11 protein-coding genes are annotated in these 13813 nt (G+C 57.3%); 7 read left to right on the plus strand and 4 right to left on the minus strand.

The features are described 5' to 3' along the window. Positions 1–21 precede the first annotated feature (21 nt). Positions 22–987 carry a hypothetical protein gene (locus JNJ66_04105; GenBank protein MBL8159615.1) on the minus strand — a complete coding sequence of 322 codons (966 nt, stop codon included), beginning with the start codon at positions 985–987 and terminating at the stop codon, positions 22–24. Positions 988–1409: 422 nt separating this feature from the next. Here JNJ66_04105 and JNJ66_04110 point away from each other — a divergent pair, with 422 nt between their 5' ends. Together JNJ66_04110 and JNJ66_04115 are read left to right on the plus strand one after the other, a co-directional pair. Beyond that, on the plus strand, positions 1410–2450 hold the full coding sequence (locus JNJ66_04110) for a DHH family phosphoesterase (protein MBL8159616.1): 1041 nt from the start codon (positions 1410–1412) through the stop codon (positions 2448–2450). A gap of 76 nt (positions 2451–2526) precedes the next feature. Continuing rightward, a complete protein-coding gene (locus JNJ66_04115; GenBank protein MBL8159617.1) occupies positions 2527–3990 on the plus strand; it encodes a cysteine--tRNA ligase in 1464 nt (487 codons plus the stop codon). A gap of 59 nt (positions 3991–4049) precedes the next feature. On the opposite strand, the gene JNJ66_04120 is transcribed toward JNJ66_04115, so the two are convergent. Then, positions 4050–4631, minus strand: a complete 582-nt coding sequence (locus tag JNJ66_04120) for a hypothetical protein (GenBank protein MBL8159618.1) — start codon at positions 4629–4631, stop codon at positions 4050–4052. A 268-nt stretch (positions 4632–4899) separates the two neighbouring features. On the opposite strand from JNJ66_04120, the gene JNJ66_04125 reads away from it, so the two are divergent. Further along, positions 4900–5424 carry a hypothetical protein gene (locus JNJ66_04125; GenBank protein MBL8159619.1) on the plus strand — a complete coding sequence of 175 codons (525 nt, stop codon included), beginning with the start codon at positions 4900–4902 and terminating at the stop codon, positions 5422–5424. A gap of 98 nt (positions 5425–5522) precedes the next feature. Here the strand turns inward: JNJ66_04125 and JNJ66_04130 are convergent, their stop codons facing one another. Next, entirely contained in the window at positions 5523–5966 is a 444-nt protein-coding gene (locus tag JNJ66_04130) for a hypothetical protein (GenBank protein ID MBL8159620.1), read from the minus strand. A gap of 198 nt (positions 5967–6164) precedes the next feature. Here JNJ66_04130 and JNJ66_04135 point away from each other — a divergent pair, with 198 nt between their 5' ends. The 3 genes from JNJ66_04135 to JNJ66_04145 all read left to right on the plus strand — a co-directional run bounded on the left by JNJ66_04135 (position 6165) and on the right by JNJ66_04145 (position 10543). Further along, entirely contained in the window at positions 6165–8798 is a 2634-nt protein-coding gene (locus JNJ66_04135) for a DUF1929 domain-containing protein (protein ID MBL8159621.1), read from the plus strand. A gap of 27 nt (positions 8799–8825) precedes the next feature. After that, positions 8826–9461 (plus strand): hypothetical protein, encoded by a 636-nt coding sequence (locus JNJ66_04140; protein MBL8159622.1) that lies wholly within the window; start codon positions 8826–8828, stop codon positions 9459–9461. Positions 9462–9688: 227 nt separating this feature from the next. Beyond that, positions 9689–10543 (plus strand): DMT family transporter, encoded by an 855-nt coding sequence (locus JNJ66_04145; protein MBL8159623.1) that lies wholly within the window; start codon positions 9689–9691, stop codon positions 10541–10543. Positions 10544–10697: 154 nt separating this feature from the next. On the opposite strand, the gene JNJ66_04150 is transcribed toward JNJ66_04145, so the two are convergent. Then, positions 10698–11825 carry an AI-2E family transporter gene (locus tag JNJ66_04150; protein MBL8159624.1) on the minus strand — a complete coding sequence of 376 codons (1128 nt, stop codon included), beginning with the start codon at positions 11823–11825 and terminating at the stop codon, positions 10698–10700. A 96-nt stretch (positions 11826–11921) separates the two neighbouring features. Here JNJ66_04150 and JNJ66_04155 point away from each other — a divergent pair, with 96 nt between their 5' ends. Next, positions 11922–13565, plus strand: coding sequence for an FAD-binding oxidoreductase (locus JNJ66_04155; protein MBL8159625.1), 1644 nt, complete (start codon positions 11922–11924; stop codon positions 13563–13565). Positions 13566–13813 lie beyond the last annotated feature (248 nt).

Consider the following 13813-nt stretch of genomic DNA (forward strand, 5'->3'; position numbering starts at 1 on the left):
CTTGCGGTAGTGATGTAACAACTACTTGCACAGCTCTTGGAGTGAGAGCCGGGATGTCGCATTGTCATCCTGCACTTCAATAACCATATTTTTTATCATGGGCTGTATTAAATTAGCATCGGCCATCGAACGCCATCCCCTCCCTCCGACTAGTATATGGAAGGAGCGCACCATGTCTTCCTCCTTAGGGGCATTGCCATGTTCATCATATGAAACATCGCGCAAGTACTGAGCGAACCTTTGTGAAAAGCCTAAATTCAATAAGTAAGCTACAGCCTTACTGCAAGTTGCGAGTATCCGTTCTCGAGACCCATCATCGGTATGATGGCTAAGATAAACTGATTGATTAACAACCGATTGCGCTTTTTTATATACAAGACCTTCAGTGAAGTACATCTGATGTAACCAAATTAGTTCATGACCTATATTGTCGTGCAGAATATTAGTCATCAATTGAAATAAAGGAAAATCGCGCTGAACATCATACGCATCAAGTGGCTGCAATACGAAGTTAACATTTATTGGTGCTGCAGCCACAGGTTCAGATACGACATTTAGCGTTGAGAACTTTTGGCGTCTTGTCTCATGAAGTCCCTGTGTTCCAACGGGGAGTATACCGATGTCATCAAGATGTATCCAGTCACTGCCATGAACTTCATTTAGCTTTTCCTTAATCCGTAAAATTTCGCCTGACAATTTAGAGTCTTCTTCCAAAGCCAAGATGCTAAGTGCTGAACTGATTTCATCATCTCTAAAATCCAAGCCCAGCGTCTGTACGGTATTCACTATAAGTGGCATGTTTGCAGGTGAGGCTGTTATGTCAAGCAATACATATCCACCATAGGTCGCGGCAGAATATTCATAATCTATATACTCAATCAGTCTTTTTGTCTTCAAAGACATATGTAAATGATATGCCACGAAATGCTCATACAGATGAGCTACGTGAGTCTCCGTGAAAAGCTTTATAAGCGTAGTGGTTTGCATGTTCTTGATAATAGCAAAAGTTATAATGGGGTGCTCGGAAAGTACGCCGAGCACCCCTTGGCCAGCTAGCTCTGGCCGCGCCCACGCCGATCCGTGCCGTGGCTCTTGTTGTTGTGACGTTTCGCCCGGCGTCCGGGACGTTCCTGCCGGGCAAATCCGGAGGTGTCGCCGCCAAGGCGTACGTCACTTGAGCCAGACCCTTGAATGGGCACCGGCTCGCCATGAACGAACTTCACCCTGTTGGTGCCGAACATGGAGAAGTATCTCTCGCACGTAGGGCAGCCGCAGGTCTTGGGATGGCTGTGACGCTCGGCCACAGATGCCACCTTTCGGTCAGTAGCGCTCAGGGTAGAGGGCTATAAAACTGTAACATTTATTCATACTTTAGTCAATATTTATACCCCTATGGTACACTGTTATGAATGTATATCACTGCGGCCGAAGCGCTGGATCGTGCCAGCCATATCGTCGTCATCCAGGCCGAAAACCCGGATGGAGACTCCCTGGGCTCTGCTTTGGCGTTAGAAGAACTGCTCGGCAACCGCGGCAAGCAGGTGAGTATGTACTGCAAGGTCAACATTCCCTCGTACCTCCGCTATTTCAAGGGCTGGGATCGTGTTACTGCCGATTTTCCGCGCAAGGCCGACCTGGCGATCATTGTTGATACTGCCAGTGCGACACTGCTCCAGAAGGCGTTATCTCCTGAAGTACGCACCAAACTATCCCACATGCCGGTCATCGTCTTCGACCATCACGTTACCAAAGGCGACCTGCCGTTTCCGACCATCGATGTCCTCGACCCAAGCCGCGTCGCCACCGGCGAGCTGCTGCTTGACTTTGCCGAACAGTCCGGCTGGGATATCACACCTGACGCCGCAGACAATCTGCTTGGCTCCATTCTGGCCGATAGCCTGGGTCTGACCACTGAGGGCACTAGTCCGGAAAGTGTCCGTTCCGTTGCCAAATTAATGGAGTACGGCACCCACACCAGCCAGGTGGAAACACGGCGGCGTGAGTTCATGCGCAAAAGCCCTGAGATTCTGGCCTACAAGGGCCGCCTGCTGCAGCGCATCGACTATTTCCTGGACGGAGCGCTGGCCGTCATCCACATTCCCTGGGAAGAGATCGAGGAGTATTCCGACCGCTTCAATCCAAGCGTGCTCGTGCTGGACGAAATGCGGCTGGTGGACAACGTCAAAATTGCCGTGGCAATCAAGACGTACCCAGACGGACGAATCACCGGCAAGCTGCGGGCAAACCCCGAGGCCAAGATCGCCGAGATGGTGGCCGGCTACTTCGGGGGCGGCGGCCATCCATTCTCGGCTGGATTCAGAGTATATGACAATTATGAAACCGTGATTAAAGAATTGGTGAATGCCACCGACAAGGCATTGCAAAACCTTTCAAACACCGCTTCCAAAAATGCCAGTACCCCTGCTAAAAGTGCTCAGGATGGTTGTTGATTTTACGAACTTGTACTTCGTTCATCACCATTTAACTTTCGAGCGCTACACTCGTAGCAGATAGACAGGGGACACAATGAATACACACACGCAATCAGTCACATTTCATAACTCACCCGCCAGGCAGCGGCAGGAGTTCACGCCGCTCGAGCCGGGCAGGGTAACGCTTTATACCTGCGGCCCGACCGTCTATAACTATCTCCACGTCGGCAACTGGGTGGCGTATGTCCGTTGGGACATGTTGGTGCGCACCCTTGAGTTGAGCGGCTATAAAGTGGAACGCGTCATGAACATCACCGACGTCGGCCACCTGACCGGCGAGAATGAAGGCGACGCCGATCAAGGTGAAGACAAACTGGAGAAGGGTGCCCGCCGGGAAGGTAAGACCGCCTGGGAAGTCGCAAAGATGTATACAGACGACTTTTTAGCCGGCATGCAGGCACTGGCGCTACTGCCGCCGCAACACATCACCAAGGCCACCGACTACATCCCGCAGCAGATCGCCCTCGTCAAAACCTTGGAGGAAAAGGGCTTTACCTACATCATCAGTGACGGCGTCTATTTCGATACCGCCGAATTCCCGCGCTACGCCGAATTCGCCCAGCTGGATCTCAAGGCCCTGCAGGAGGGAGCACGCGTCACAGCCAATCCCGAAAAACGCAACGCCAGCGATTTCGCCGTCTGGAAATTCAGCCCTAAGGACGCCAAGCGCGACATGGAATGGGACAGTCCCTGGGGCACCGGCTTCCCGGGTTGGCACCTGGAATGCTCGGCCATGGCCATGGATATCCTTGGCGAGACCATTGATATCCATACCGGCGGCATCGACCATATTCCCGTCCACCACACCAACGAGATAGCACAGAGCGAAGCGGCCAGTGGCAGGCAGTTCGTGCGCTACTGGCTGCATAATGCCCACTTACTGGCCGAGGGCACCAAGATCAGCAAAAGCCTGGGCAACGGCTTCACCCTGCAGGACATTGCCAAAGAAGGATACTCACCACTCGATTTCAAGATGTTCGTCCTGCAAAGCCACTACCGCACCGAGAGCAACTTCAGTTGGCAGAATCTGGCAGCGGCCGCCGCGCGGCTGAGCAATTGGCGGGAGTTTGCCGTGCTGCGCTGGCAGGCGGAAGGCGGAGATGATGCCAAACTGAGCGCCTTGATTGACGAAGCCTGGGCTGCGATTACCAAAGCATTGCAAAACGATCTGGACACGCCGGAAGCCCTGCGCCATACCGATGAAATCGCCGGCAAGCTGAAAGCCGCTACGCCCGCACAGCTGCCCAAGCACCGCCTTGCTGCGTTCATTGCACAACTCGACAAAGCATTCGGTCTACAGCTTGAACAAAATACTCCAGACATCACTAAGGCCGGCCAGACATTACTTGATGAGCGTCAGACCGCATTACAGAACAAAGACTGGGACACCAGCGACCAGCTGCGTGCCAGCCTGCGCGACGACCATGGCATCATCGTCCGCGACATCCAGCAGGACGGCAACAAGCGCCAACTATGGAGCTGGACCGGCTCAAAATAGCGGCATGAAGAAGGGCCTGAAGGCGCGAGCATGAGCTCACTCCTTCAGGCCCCAGGCCGTCAGACTTCGTGGGTCGTGACGACCGGCAGCAGGTCGTCGTCTTCCTCCAGACCAATCCGGTGGAGAAGCTGAGACGCCTTGTCGTCGTCGGGAACGACGTCGATGAACGGCTCGGTCGGCTGCCACTGGCCTGACCGCAGCCGACGGTAAGCGCGGTGCGCGTCCTCCAGGGCGCCGGGCCCAGTTGCCACCAGACGCAGATCCCACTCACGCAGCACCAGCACCGGCAGAGTCAGCGAGACGGACTCGTGACGGTTGAGCGAGTGCCCCCGCAGGCTGGCCTCCAGCAGCTCCCTGACCTCATCACCCTGCATCGGGTTGTCGTAGCGGCGGTAGTGGAACACCACTGCTTCGAGGCCGATCTCCCGGTCGATATAGAAGCCGGCCGCCGGGAAGTTGTCGTTACGATGTTCACTCAACCGGACTTCCACGATGTGCAGCTGCAGGTAGACCGGCGGCAACATGCCGCGGATGTAGGCGCTGCTCGGCTTGTACTCAATCAGCCCGTCGCCAACCACCCAGAAGGTGTGGCCTTCGTACTGGAAGGTGCGGCCTTCGTACTGGAAGGTGTAGCCGGACATGGTGTCCTCCGCGTCCGGCGAGGGCAGCTTGTCCTTCAGCGCCAGACGCAGTCGGTTGGCTCGCCGTCCATTCGCCTTGACCTTCAGGTCGAAGCGGATGGACGAGTACGGATATTCCATGGTTCACCATTTTCTCTCGGACGAAGCTAACAGCGATTACTATATAATATTACTTATATAAATTCAACTCTCTGCCATGCTACTATGCAGTACTCGCTCCATATGCTTTACTGCTACATACCCGCACACCAACAGCAGGGAGCACCCGATGACCACCGACACCACGTCCAGCGACCTGCACCTCATGCAGAGCTGCGCCCTCCTGGGGCTGTTCGCAATCCTGGAACAAAGCTTCGGCATGAGCAGCCACAGGGCAGCACTCGTCCGAGAGGCGTTTGACGGAGAGCTGGACATGGACGACTGCGCCAGCGTGACAAAGGTCGAGCGCCACTCCGGATTCACCTGGACCACTACGCTCACAGCCATGGATACCGGACCGAACCAGGAAAACTGCCAGTGGGATGTCCGCTGGCAGATCGAGTTCACTGATGAGCGGCTCGGCCAGGGGCACTACTTCAGCGATCGCTGCGGTGCAGCCTGGCTGCAGTGGGAGTACCCGCCCGGCGATTCGGGTGAAGGTGCCAGGCTCAACCTCAACAACGGGCGGAGCTCATCCGGCACCATCAGCGAAGCACAACTCCTTGCCACGCACAGCGCGTTGCGCCAAGCGGCAGTGATATACACCACGACCAAGGACTGGGACACGGGCCATCTGGGCCATTGGTTGGTGTAGTGGGGACGGCGGCCCGCCCGTGGCCGCCGTTTTTCATGATCATAATTAAAAGTATCCGGTGCGGCAGGCCGTGAAGCCCGCCGCACCGGACAGTGCCGTCAGCCGCCCAGTGGCGGCGGAGGTGGCGGATCGTCGTACCGGCCCTGGACACACTCCTCAGTGTAGAGGTGCTGCGGCAGACCCGCCTGATCGACCGCAACGGACAGCCGCGGCATGTCGAGCCGCAAATGCTGCGTAGATCCGTTGTAAGCGATGACCAGGGTCATGCAGGTCTCAAGGGCATCCTGGGCCACCTGCGAGTCCTGGTCTGGCTGCTGGGCATACACCCAGCGCTGCTGCATCAGGGCGTAGTGCACCGCACGCAGCACCTGGACCTGGTCCTTGACACCTTGCTGCCGTCCCTGGCCCTGCCCCAGCAGAAGTCCCAGGGCTCCAGCCAGAATCATCAGCAGACCCACCAGCACCACGGCATAGCTCGCGCGCGCCTGGACCATCCGGTACTCCCGGGCAGGGGGCGTCCTGGCGGCTTCAGCCTCGGCCACGGATATCAACTCCTTATTTTGTCGGGGAAGCGAATCCACCAATCTTTATACATAATTTTTCGTTAAATTCAATCTATCAGTACCACTCACAAGGGCAGCAAAGGGGAAAATACATCATATTTGACTTGACATTATAGAGCATAAGGTATATAATTAGGGTATACATTATCACTATTAACCAGTAGGTCGTTCTATCGTATGAAAGCTTTCCAAAACATCCGCAGTTCCGTCACCTCTAGCAAGCGCCTTATTGAGCGCGCCAAATCTGCCGCCCTAGTCAGCGTCGCCGTTCTGATTGCCGCTGCAGGCACAGGTATCTTTACCTTGCCCGCACCGGTCGCCATGGCCGCTCCTGCCGCCCTGGTCAACCCAGGCCTGGAACAGACTACCGGCACCACCCCCAACTGCTTCACGCAGGCAGGCTGGGGCCAGCACACCGTCAACTGGGCCATCACCGCCGATGCACACAGCGGCACCAAAGCCCAATCCGTCACCATCAGCAACTACGTCAACGGTGACCGTAAGCTGATGATGACCGAGAGCGACGCCTGTGGTCCGGCTGCCACACCTGGCACCGCCTACAAGCTTTCTGTCTGGTACAAATCGACCTCCGCCCGGAACTCACTGACCGTCTTCCGTCACTCGGCCGCTGGCTGGGCCTACTGGACCGACCTGGCCGCCCCGACCGCCAGCACCACCTGGAAGCAGGTGAGTGTCAACACGCCGGTCGTACCGGCAGGCACCGACCAGATTGCCTTCGGCCTTTCGCTTTCCGGCAATGGCACCCTGGTGACTGATGACTACGGTTTTGAAGCCATCGGCGGCACCACACCTACCAACCCGACTCCTACCAATCCTACGCCCACCAACCCGACGCCTACCACCGGTGAGCTGACCAAGAACCCTGGCCTTGAGCTGGGCGGCAACCCGCCAGCCGACTGGTTTGTTGCCGGTTGGGGTAACGCCAACCTGCAGACCGCAGTCGTCGGCGGCGCCCACGGCGGCACCCGCGCCCACTCAATCACCCTGAGCGGCCGCACCGAAGGCGACTACAAATTGCTGCCAACCGAAGCCGCCTCTCCCGCGGTGACTCCTGGCGACAAGTACAACCTGTCTGCCTGGTATAAATCGACCACCGCCAGCAACAGCGTCACCGTCTTTGCCCACACTGCCGCCGGCTGGGGCTACTGGACCGACCTGAAGACCGTTCCAGCTGCTACTGCCTGGACCCAGATGACCGCTACTACGCCGGCCATTCCGGCGGGCGTCGACGCCATCGCCTGGGGTATCACCATCTACGGTAACGGCACCCTTATCACTGACGACTACTCAACCACCAAGGTCGCCGCAACGACCACGCCGACGACTCCGACCACTCCGCCGGCCACCGGCAACGCCGCCAACGGCCAGTGGAGCGTCATGAACTACAACATCCCGGTCCGCTCTTCGCACGCCACCGTCCTCAAGAACGGCAAGGTGCTGCTGATTGCCGGTTCTGGCAACGACCTTGACGCATTCAACGCCGGCTCCTTCAAGGCTTCCATCTGGGACCCGATTTCCGGCACCTTCATTACCCTTGATGTACCGAAGGACATGTTCTGCGCCGGCCACGTCACGCTTGGCGACGGCCGCGTCCTCATCCAGGGCGGCACCAAGTCATACCCCAGCACGCCTGGCGGCGGTGACTACGGCGGTCTGAAGGACTCTTGGATCTTCAACCCCGACACCAACACCTTTACCGCCACCAACGACGCCAACGAAGGCCACTGGTACCCGACGCTGACCCAGCTCGGTGACGGTGACATCTGGATGGCCGGCGGTCTGAAGGAAGACACCAGCGGCGCCGTCAACACCGAGAAGTTCGATGTCGAGACCGGCCGCTGGCTGCCAGGCGACCAGGTCGCCCAAAGCTGGTCATTCTGGGGCCTCTACCCGCACATGTACCTGATGGGCGACGGCCGGCTGTTCTACAGCGGTGGCCACGTCTTCGGTAACGGCCTGCCAGGCACCGGCGCCTCCATCTACAACCCGAACACCGGTGCCATCGCCGACGTGCCGGGCCTGCGCGGCAAAGACATGCGCGACCAGTCATCCTCCATCCTGCTGCCACCAGCCCAGGACCAGAAGGTGCTGATCACGGGTGGCGGTAACATCGACACCCAGAACCCGGGTATCAACCTGACCGACATTATCGACCTCAAGGCTGCCAACCCGGCCTACGTACCCGGCCCGAACCTGCCCGGCGAAGGCAAGATGTACGTCAACGGCACCACACTCCCAGACCGCACCGTTCTCTTCAGCAACGGCAGCCGCCTGAACCGCGACGACGCCACCAACGTCCTCTCTGCCGCCATTTACGACCCGGCCACCAACACTATGCGCTCAGTCGCTGCCGACCCGATCGGCCGCAACTACCACTCGACCGCAGTGCTGCTGCCTGACGGCCGCGTCGTAGCCATGGGCTCCAACCCTGGCGATGGCACCTTCGAGATGCGGATCTCGGTCTACCAGCCAAGCTACCTCTTTAAGACCGCCCGCCCGACCATCTCCGGCGTCCCGGCTGAGACCACCTACGGCCAGCAGTTCAAGTTCAACGTCAACGTTGCTTCCGGCAAGACCGTCAAGTGGGCACAGCTGACCCGCCCGATGTCCGTGACACACCAGATGGACGCCAACATGCGCCTGGTCGACCTGCCTGTCAGCGTCGCCGGCGGCGTGGCTACCGTCAACGTCACCGCTAACCGCAACATGCTGCCCCCTGGGCCGTACATGCTGACCGTCACCGACTCCGACGGCGTCCCATCGACTGCCGCCTGGGTACTGGTCAAATAACTAGCTAAGCCATAAAAGGGAGGCACCATGGCCCGCACGCTCCACAAGAAATCCGGCACGGCATCGCGCCCGTCGCTCGCCATCAGCAAACAGCGGAGTGGCATCCTGCGCTCCGCCCGGGGCAAGGCGTTGGCATTGATTGCCGCCGCCATCCTGCTGGTCGGCGCTGCTGCGGCCATTACCTTTGCCACCGGCACCGGCGCTCCGAGCGCCGCCCAGGAGGAATACCAGAAACAACTGCAAAGCCAGGTTGAAAGCGGCGACGGCGCTCCGCTCAGCGGCCGCGATCCGGCCAGCCAGCCGCAGAACAGCCTGCAATCAGCCGCCTCAAAGCCGATCGGCACTGAGAGCAACATTCAGACACCCGACGATGGCAGCACGCCTGCCGCCGGCGTCAACACTGACCACAGTGGGCACACGGGACACACGCCGGTGCCTGGCAGTAGTGCCAATGAGGCGCAGGAGAGTGGGGTGTCGTCTGGTGGGTGTCTGATTGACTATGGTAAGGCGGGGGAGCAGTGTCTGCAGTATCCTGGGAGTCGTGACAAGATTACCTGCGAATATGTCCGGACTAAGTTCAAGGATGGTATTGCGGCTACGGGGACTGATCGCTTTAACCTTGATCGCAACAAGGACAAGATCGCCTGCGGCAAGGGAGATTAGCTCTCTTGGTATTTCCCAGGTATACTCTGGGGTCACTTTTAAAACGGACTTCCACTGGAAGTCCGTTTTAGCGTTAGGCTGAAATCTGTCTAGAAACAGATTTCACATACCCCAGAGCATACCTGAGAAATACCCCGCAACCCTGTGCACTAAACAAGCTTGTTTGCTGCGGCAGGCAATCCGCTCGTCCACTATCTTTACTGCCGTCCTTGGGTTATGCTTGAGGCATGGAAACGTGGCAATTATTGACGGCGGCCAGTGTACTTGGCCTGTCGACGTCGGTGTTGTTGCAGCGGGTACTGCTGCGCGACAAAAAGACGGATCCGTTTGCATATGCAGTGATTTTCCAGGGATTGGTCGGGGTGCTGTTGATGGCGGTGGCGCTTGTCGTCGGATTCAAGCTGCCGGGTATCGAGGCGGTCTGGGCGCCGGCGCTGCTGTCCGTGGTCTTGTACGCCTTCGGGCATATCGCCTATGCCAAGACGCTGCAGCGGGTGGAGGCGTCGGCTTTTGCGGTCCTGTTCGCTACGCAGGCTGTCTGGATCATGGCGCTTGGCATCATACTGTTCAATGAAAGCCTGACATTGCTACAGGTAATCGGGACTGCACTGATATTCGCGGCCGTCCTCTTGCTCGTCAAGAACCTGCGCTCACTGAGACTCGATAGCGGCACGCTCTACGGACTGCTCTCGGGCTTGCTGTTCGGCGTAGCCATTACCGCATGGTCGCATGTCGGCCGACACACCGATACGCTCTCCTGGGCCGCCATAAGCTTCCTGGTGACCGCCATCTTCACCTTCTTCATCCGCCCCAGCTCACGTCATAACTTCGCACCGCTGCTCAAACGCGTCATGCTCACTAGACTCACCGTCATGGCGATCTTTTACGGTCTCGGCAGCCTTGCCATGCTTTACGCTTACAAGGAAGGTACGTTCACGGTGGTCACACCATTACGCCAGACTGGCATCATCGTCACGACATTACTGGCTCTGGCGTTCTTACCCGTTGAGCGCAACCGCATCGCCCGAAAAATAGCAGCCGCCATCATATGCTTGACCGGCGTCTTACTCATCGTCACCTAGTCACTGCACGTCGGCGGCCATCTCACATCCACTATACGGGGTATGTGAAATCTGTTTCTAGACAGATTTCAGCCTAACGCTTTAACGGACTTCCAGTGGAAGTCCGTTAAAAAAGTGACCCCGTATGGTGAATGTGAGATGGCCGTACTGCAAGTTACTTGACGACGAGGGCGGCTTTCTTGCCATCATGGCGGTGATCTTTGTGGAAGTAATCGTCACGATGAGTAAGAAAGTCAACAGCCAGCACGCGCAGGCAACCGGCAATGGGAATGGCCATGACCGCACCGATGATGCCGAGGGCAAGGATACCAAGAATGGCAGCAGTAAAGACCATCAGCGCCGTCAACTGAATCGTGCGCGCCTGCACGACTGGCTGAATGACGTTGTTCTCAATCTGCTGGTAGATGATGTAGTAGCCCAGAAAGATTAAAGCGGCAGGAATACTACTGAGAATCAACGCGAACGTAGCGATGATAGCACCGATGGTAGCCCCGAACATCGGAATCAAAGCAGCCACAAAGATGATACCCGTGATCGGCAGGATAATATTAAGCGAGACGGCATCGAATATCTGCGACAGAATGAACAGTACCACCAGCACGCCGGCGGCGTTGATAGTCGCCACCAGGAACTGGCCGGTCACATAGTTCGATACCACTTTGTACATCTGGCGCACCAGGCGCTGGTCGCGGGCCAGGCGGCGCTTGTCGTTGTACAGCTCCCAAAGACGGCGGATCCAGGACGGCCCTTCAATCAGCATCAGGAAGGTCAATACAAGGATCATCAGCATGGTGACCGTACCGCTCATGAAGTTGCTGACGCCGCTGACCAGCGACGTGCCGACGCCTTGGGCGATAGATCCGGATTCTTCGCGCGCCTTATTGACGAACTGGGCCACTTCATCCTGCAGGTCGTACTGGTCGATGACCCGGGCCAGGGCGCTGTTATTGGCCGTCAGCTCCGTGATGTGGTTGGGGATGTTACGTACAAAATCGTTAGTCTGCTGATAGACGGGCGGGGCAGCCACATACAACAGCGACCCAAGTATCGTCAGTACCACCACGTAGGCGATAGCCGTCGCCAGGATGCGGCTATGGCCCGGTAAAATATTGGCCAGCCGGGTTACCGGCGGATTCAAGGCCAGGGCCAGAAAGGCCGCCACGGCAAAGATAGTAAGGGCGCTGGCGATCTTGGTCAAAAAGTAGATGCCCAGGCCGAACAGGGTCACTGTCAGCAAGACCCGGACGATGGTCTTGGTTTCGATACGCAGCGTAAGGTTCATGCTTATAGAGTATAGCCCAAAGCAGGCAAATGCTAAACCGTGACAGTATTAATGTGCTTGTGTATATCACCTGACAACGCGTATCATAAGAGTATTATGGATATACAGACACAACTGGGGTCTATCTTTAGAGGCGAGATAGACACCAGCGACGAAACGCGCGAGGCGTTCAGCCACGACGCCAGTCTCTTCGAAATCAAACCAAGAGTAGTCGTCGCACCAAAGGACAGCGGCGATGTGGAGGCGCTGGTCAGCTTCGTAGCCAGCAACAAGTACAAGGACCCAACGCTTTCCATCACACCGCGCTCCGGCGGCACTGACATGTCGGGCGGGGCCATCGGCGAATCAATCGTTATGGACATGAACCGGCACTTCAACCAGATCCACGGCATCACCACCACCTCCGGCCATGTGCAGCCCGGTGTCTTTTACCGTGACTTCGACGCCGAAACACTCAAGCTCAACGTCCTGATGCCGACTTACCCGGCCAGCCGCGAGCTCTGTACCGTCGGCGGTATGGTCAACAACAACTCCGGCGGCGAAAAATCCCTGGAGTACGGCAAGACCGAGGACTTCATCGAAGAACTCAAGGTCGTCTTTGCCGACGGCAAAGAATACACCGTCCGTCCGCTCAGTAAGACCGAGCTCATCAAAAAGATGGCCCAGACCGACTTTGAAGGCCAGCTCTACAAACGCCTCTTTGAGCTGATCGAGGCCAATTACCACGAGATCAAAGAAGCTAAGCCAGCAGTCACCAAGAACTCCATGGGCTACAACCTCTGGGATGTCTGGGACCGCGAGACCGGCATCTTCGACCTCTGCAAGCTGATCGTCGGCGCCCAGGGCACGCTCGGCATCGTCACCGATATCAAGTTCCGCCTGGTGCCGCGCCGCGCCCACTCCGGCCTGCTGGTCTGCTTCATGAAGAACACCGACAAGCTGGGCGAGGTCATCAACACCGTCCTGACGCACAAGCCGGCTACCTTTGAGTGTTTCGACGACAATACGCTCTGGCTGAGCTTCAAGTTCTTCCCGTTCTTCCAGCGCACGTTGGGTTGGGTCGGGCTGGCTAAGCTGGGCCTGAGCCTGCTGCCCAATGCCCTGATGCTGATGCGCGGCATTCCCAAGCTGATCCTGATGATCGAGTTCAACGGCGACACTAAAGAGGATGTGGCCAAGAAGATCCACGCCATGAAGCAGACCCTGAGGCCCTACGGCATGGCCATGGAAGAGGACGAGACCGAGGAAAAAAGCAAGAAGTTCTGGATTATGCGCCGCGAAAGCTTCAACCTGCTGCGCAAGAAGGTCAAGGACAAGCACACCGCGCCGTTCATCGACGACTTCATCGTCGCGCCAAAGTACCTGCCGGAATTCCTGCCCAAGCTGCGTGTCATCATCAAGAAGTACAAGCTGCTGGCCACCATCGCCGGCCACATGGGTGATGGCAACTTCCACGTCATCCCGCTGATGAAGATCGAGGAGCCAAGCGAACGCGCCAAGCTCGAACCCGCCATGCGCGAAGTCAACGAACTGGTCCTCAAATACAAAGGTTCACTCTCCGGCGAGCACAACGACGGCCTGATCCGCGGCCCGTGGCTGGAGCAGATGTACGGCGCTGCCGTCACCGGGCTGTTCCGTGAGGTGAAGCATATCTTTGACCAGCAGAATATCTTCAATCCGCACAAGAAGACGGATGCGAGTTGGGAGTATAGTATGGCGCATATTCGGGAGAAGTTTTAGGTTTCACACTGTCGTCTCAATACACTATGAAAAACACAAAAATTGCCACATTGCTCCTCATAGCTCTGGCACTCCTACTCGTAGGCGGAGCGCTTATATACGTGTTTTTATTTTCTCCAGATACAAAGGGGCAAAAAAGCGCGTCGACACAAAGCGCTTCGAACACACCGTCGAGCCCCAAGAGTACCACTGGCAGCCCCGCCCAAGATAGCACGACCACCGCACCGTCTCCGCAACCAATACAGTTC

The sequence above is a fragment of the Candidatus Saccharibacteria bacterium genome (assembly GCA_016789455.1).
Classification (GTDB): Bacteria; Patescibacteriota; Saccharimonadia; order Saccharimonadales; family Saccharimonadaceae; genus CAIJKY01.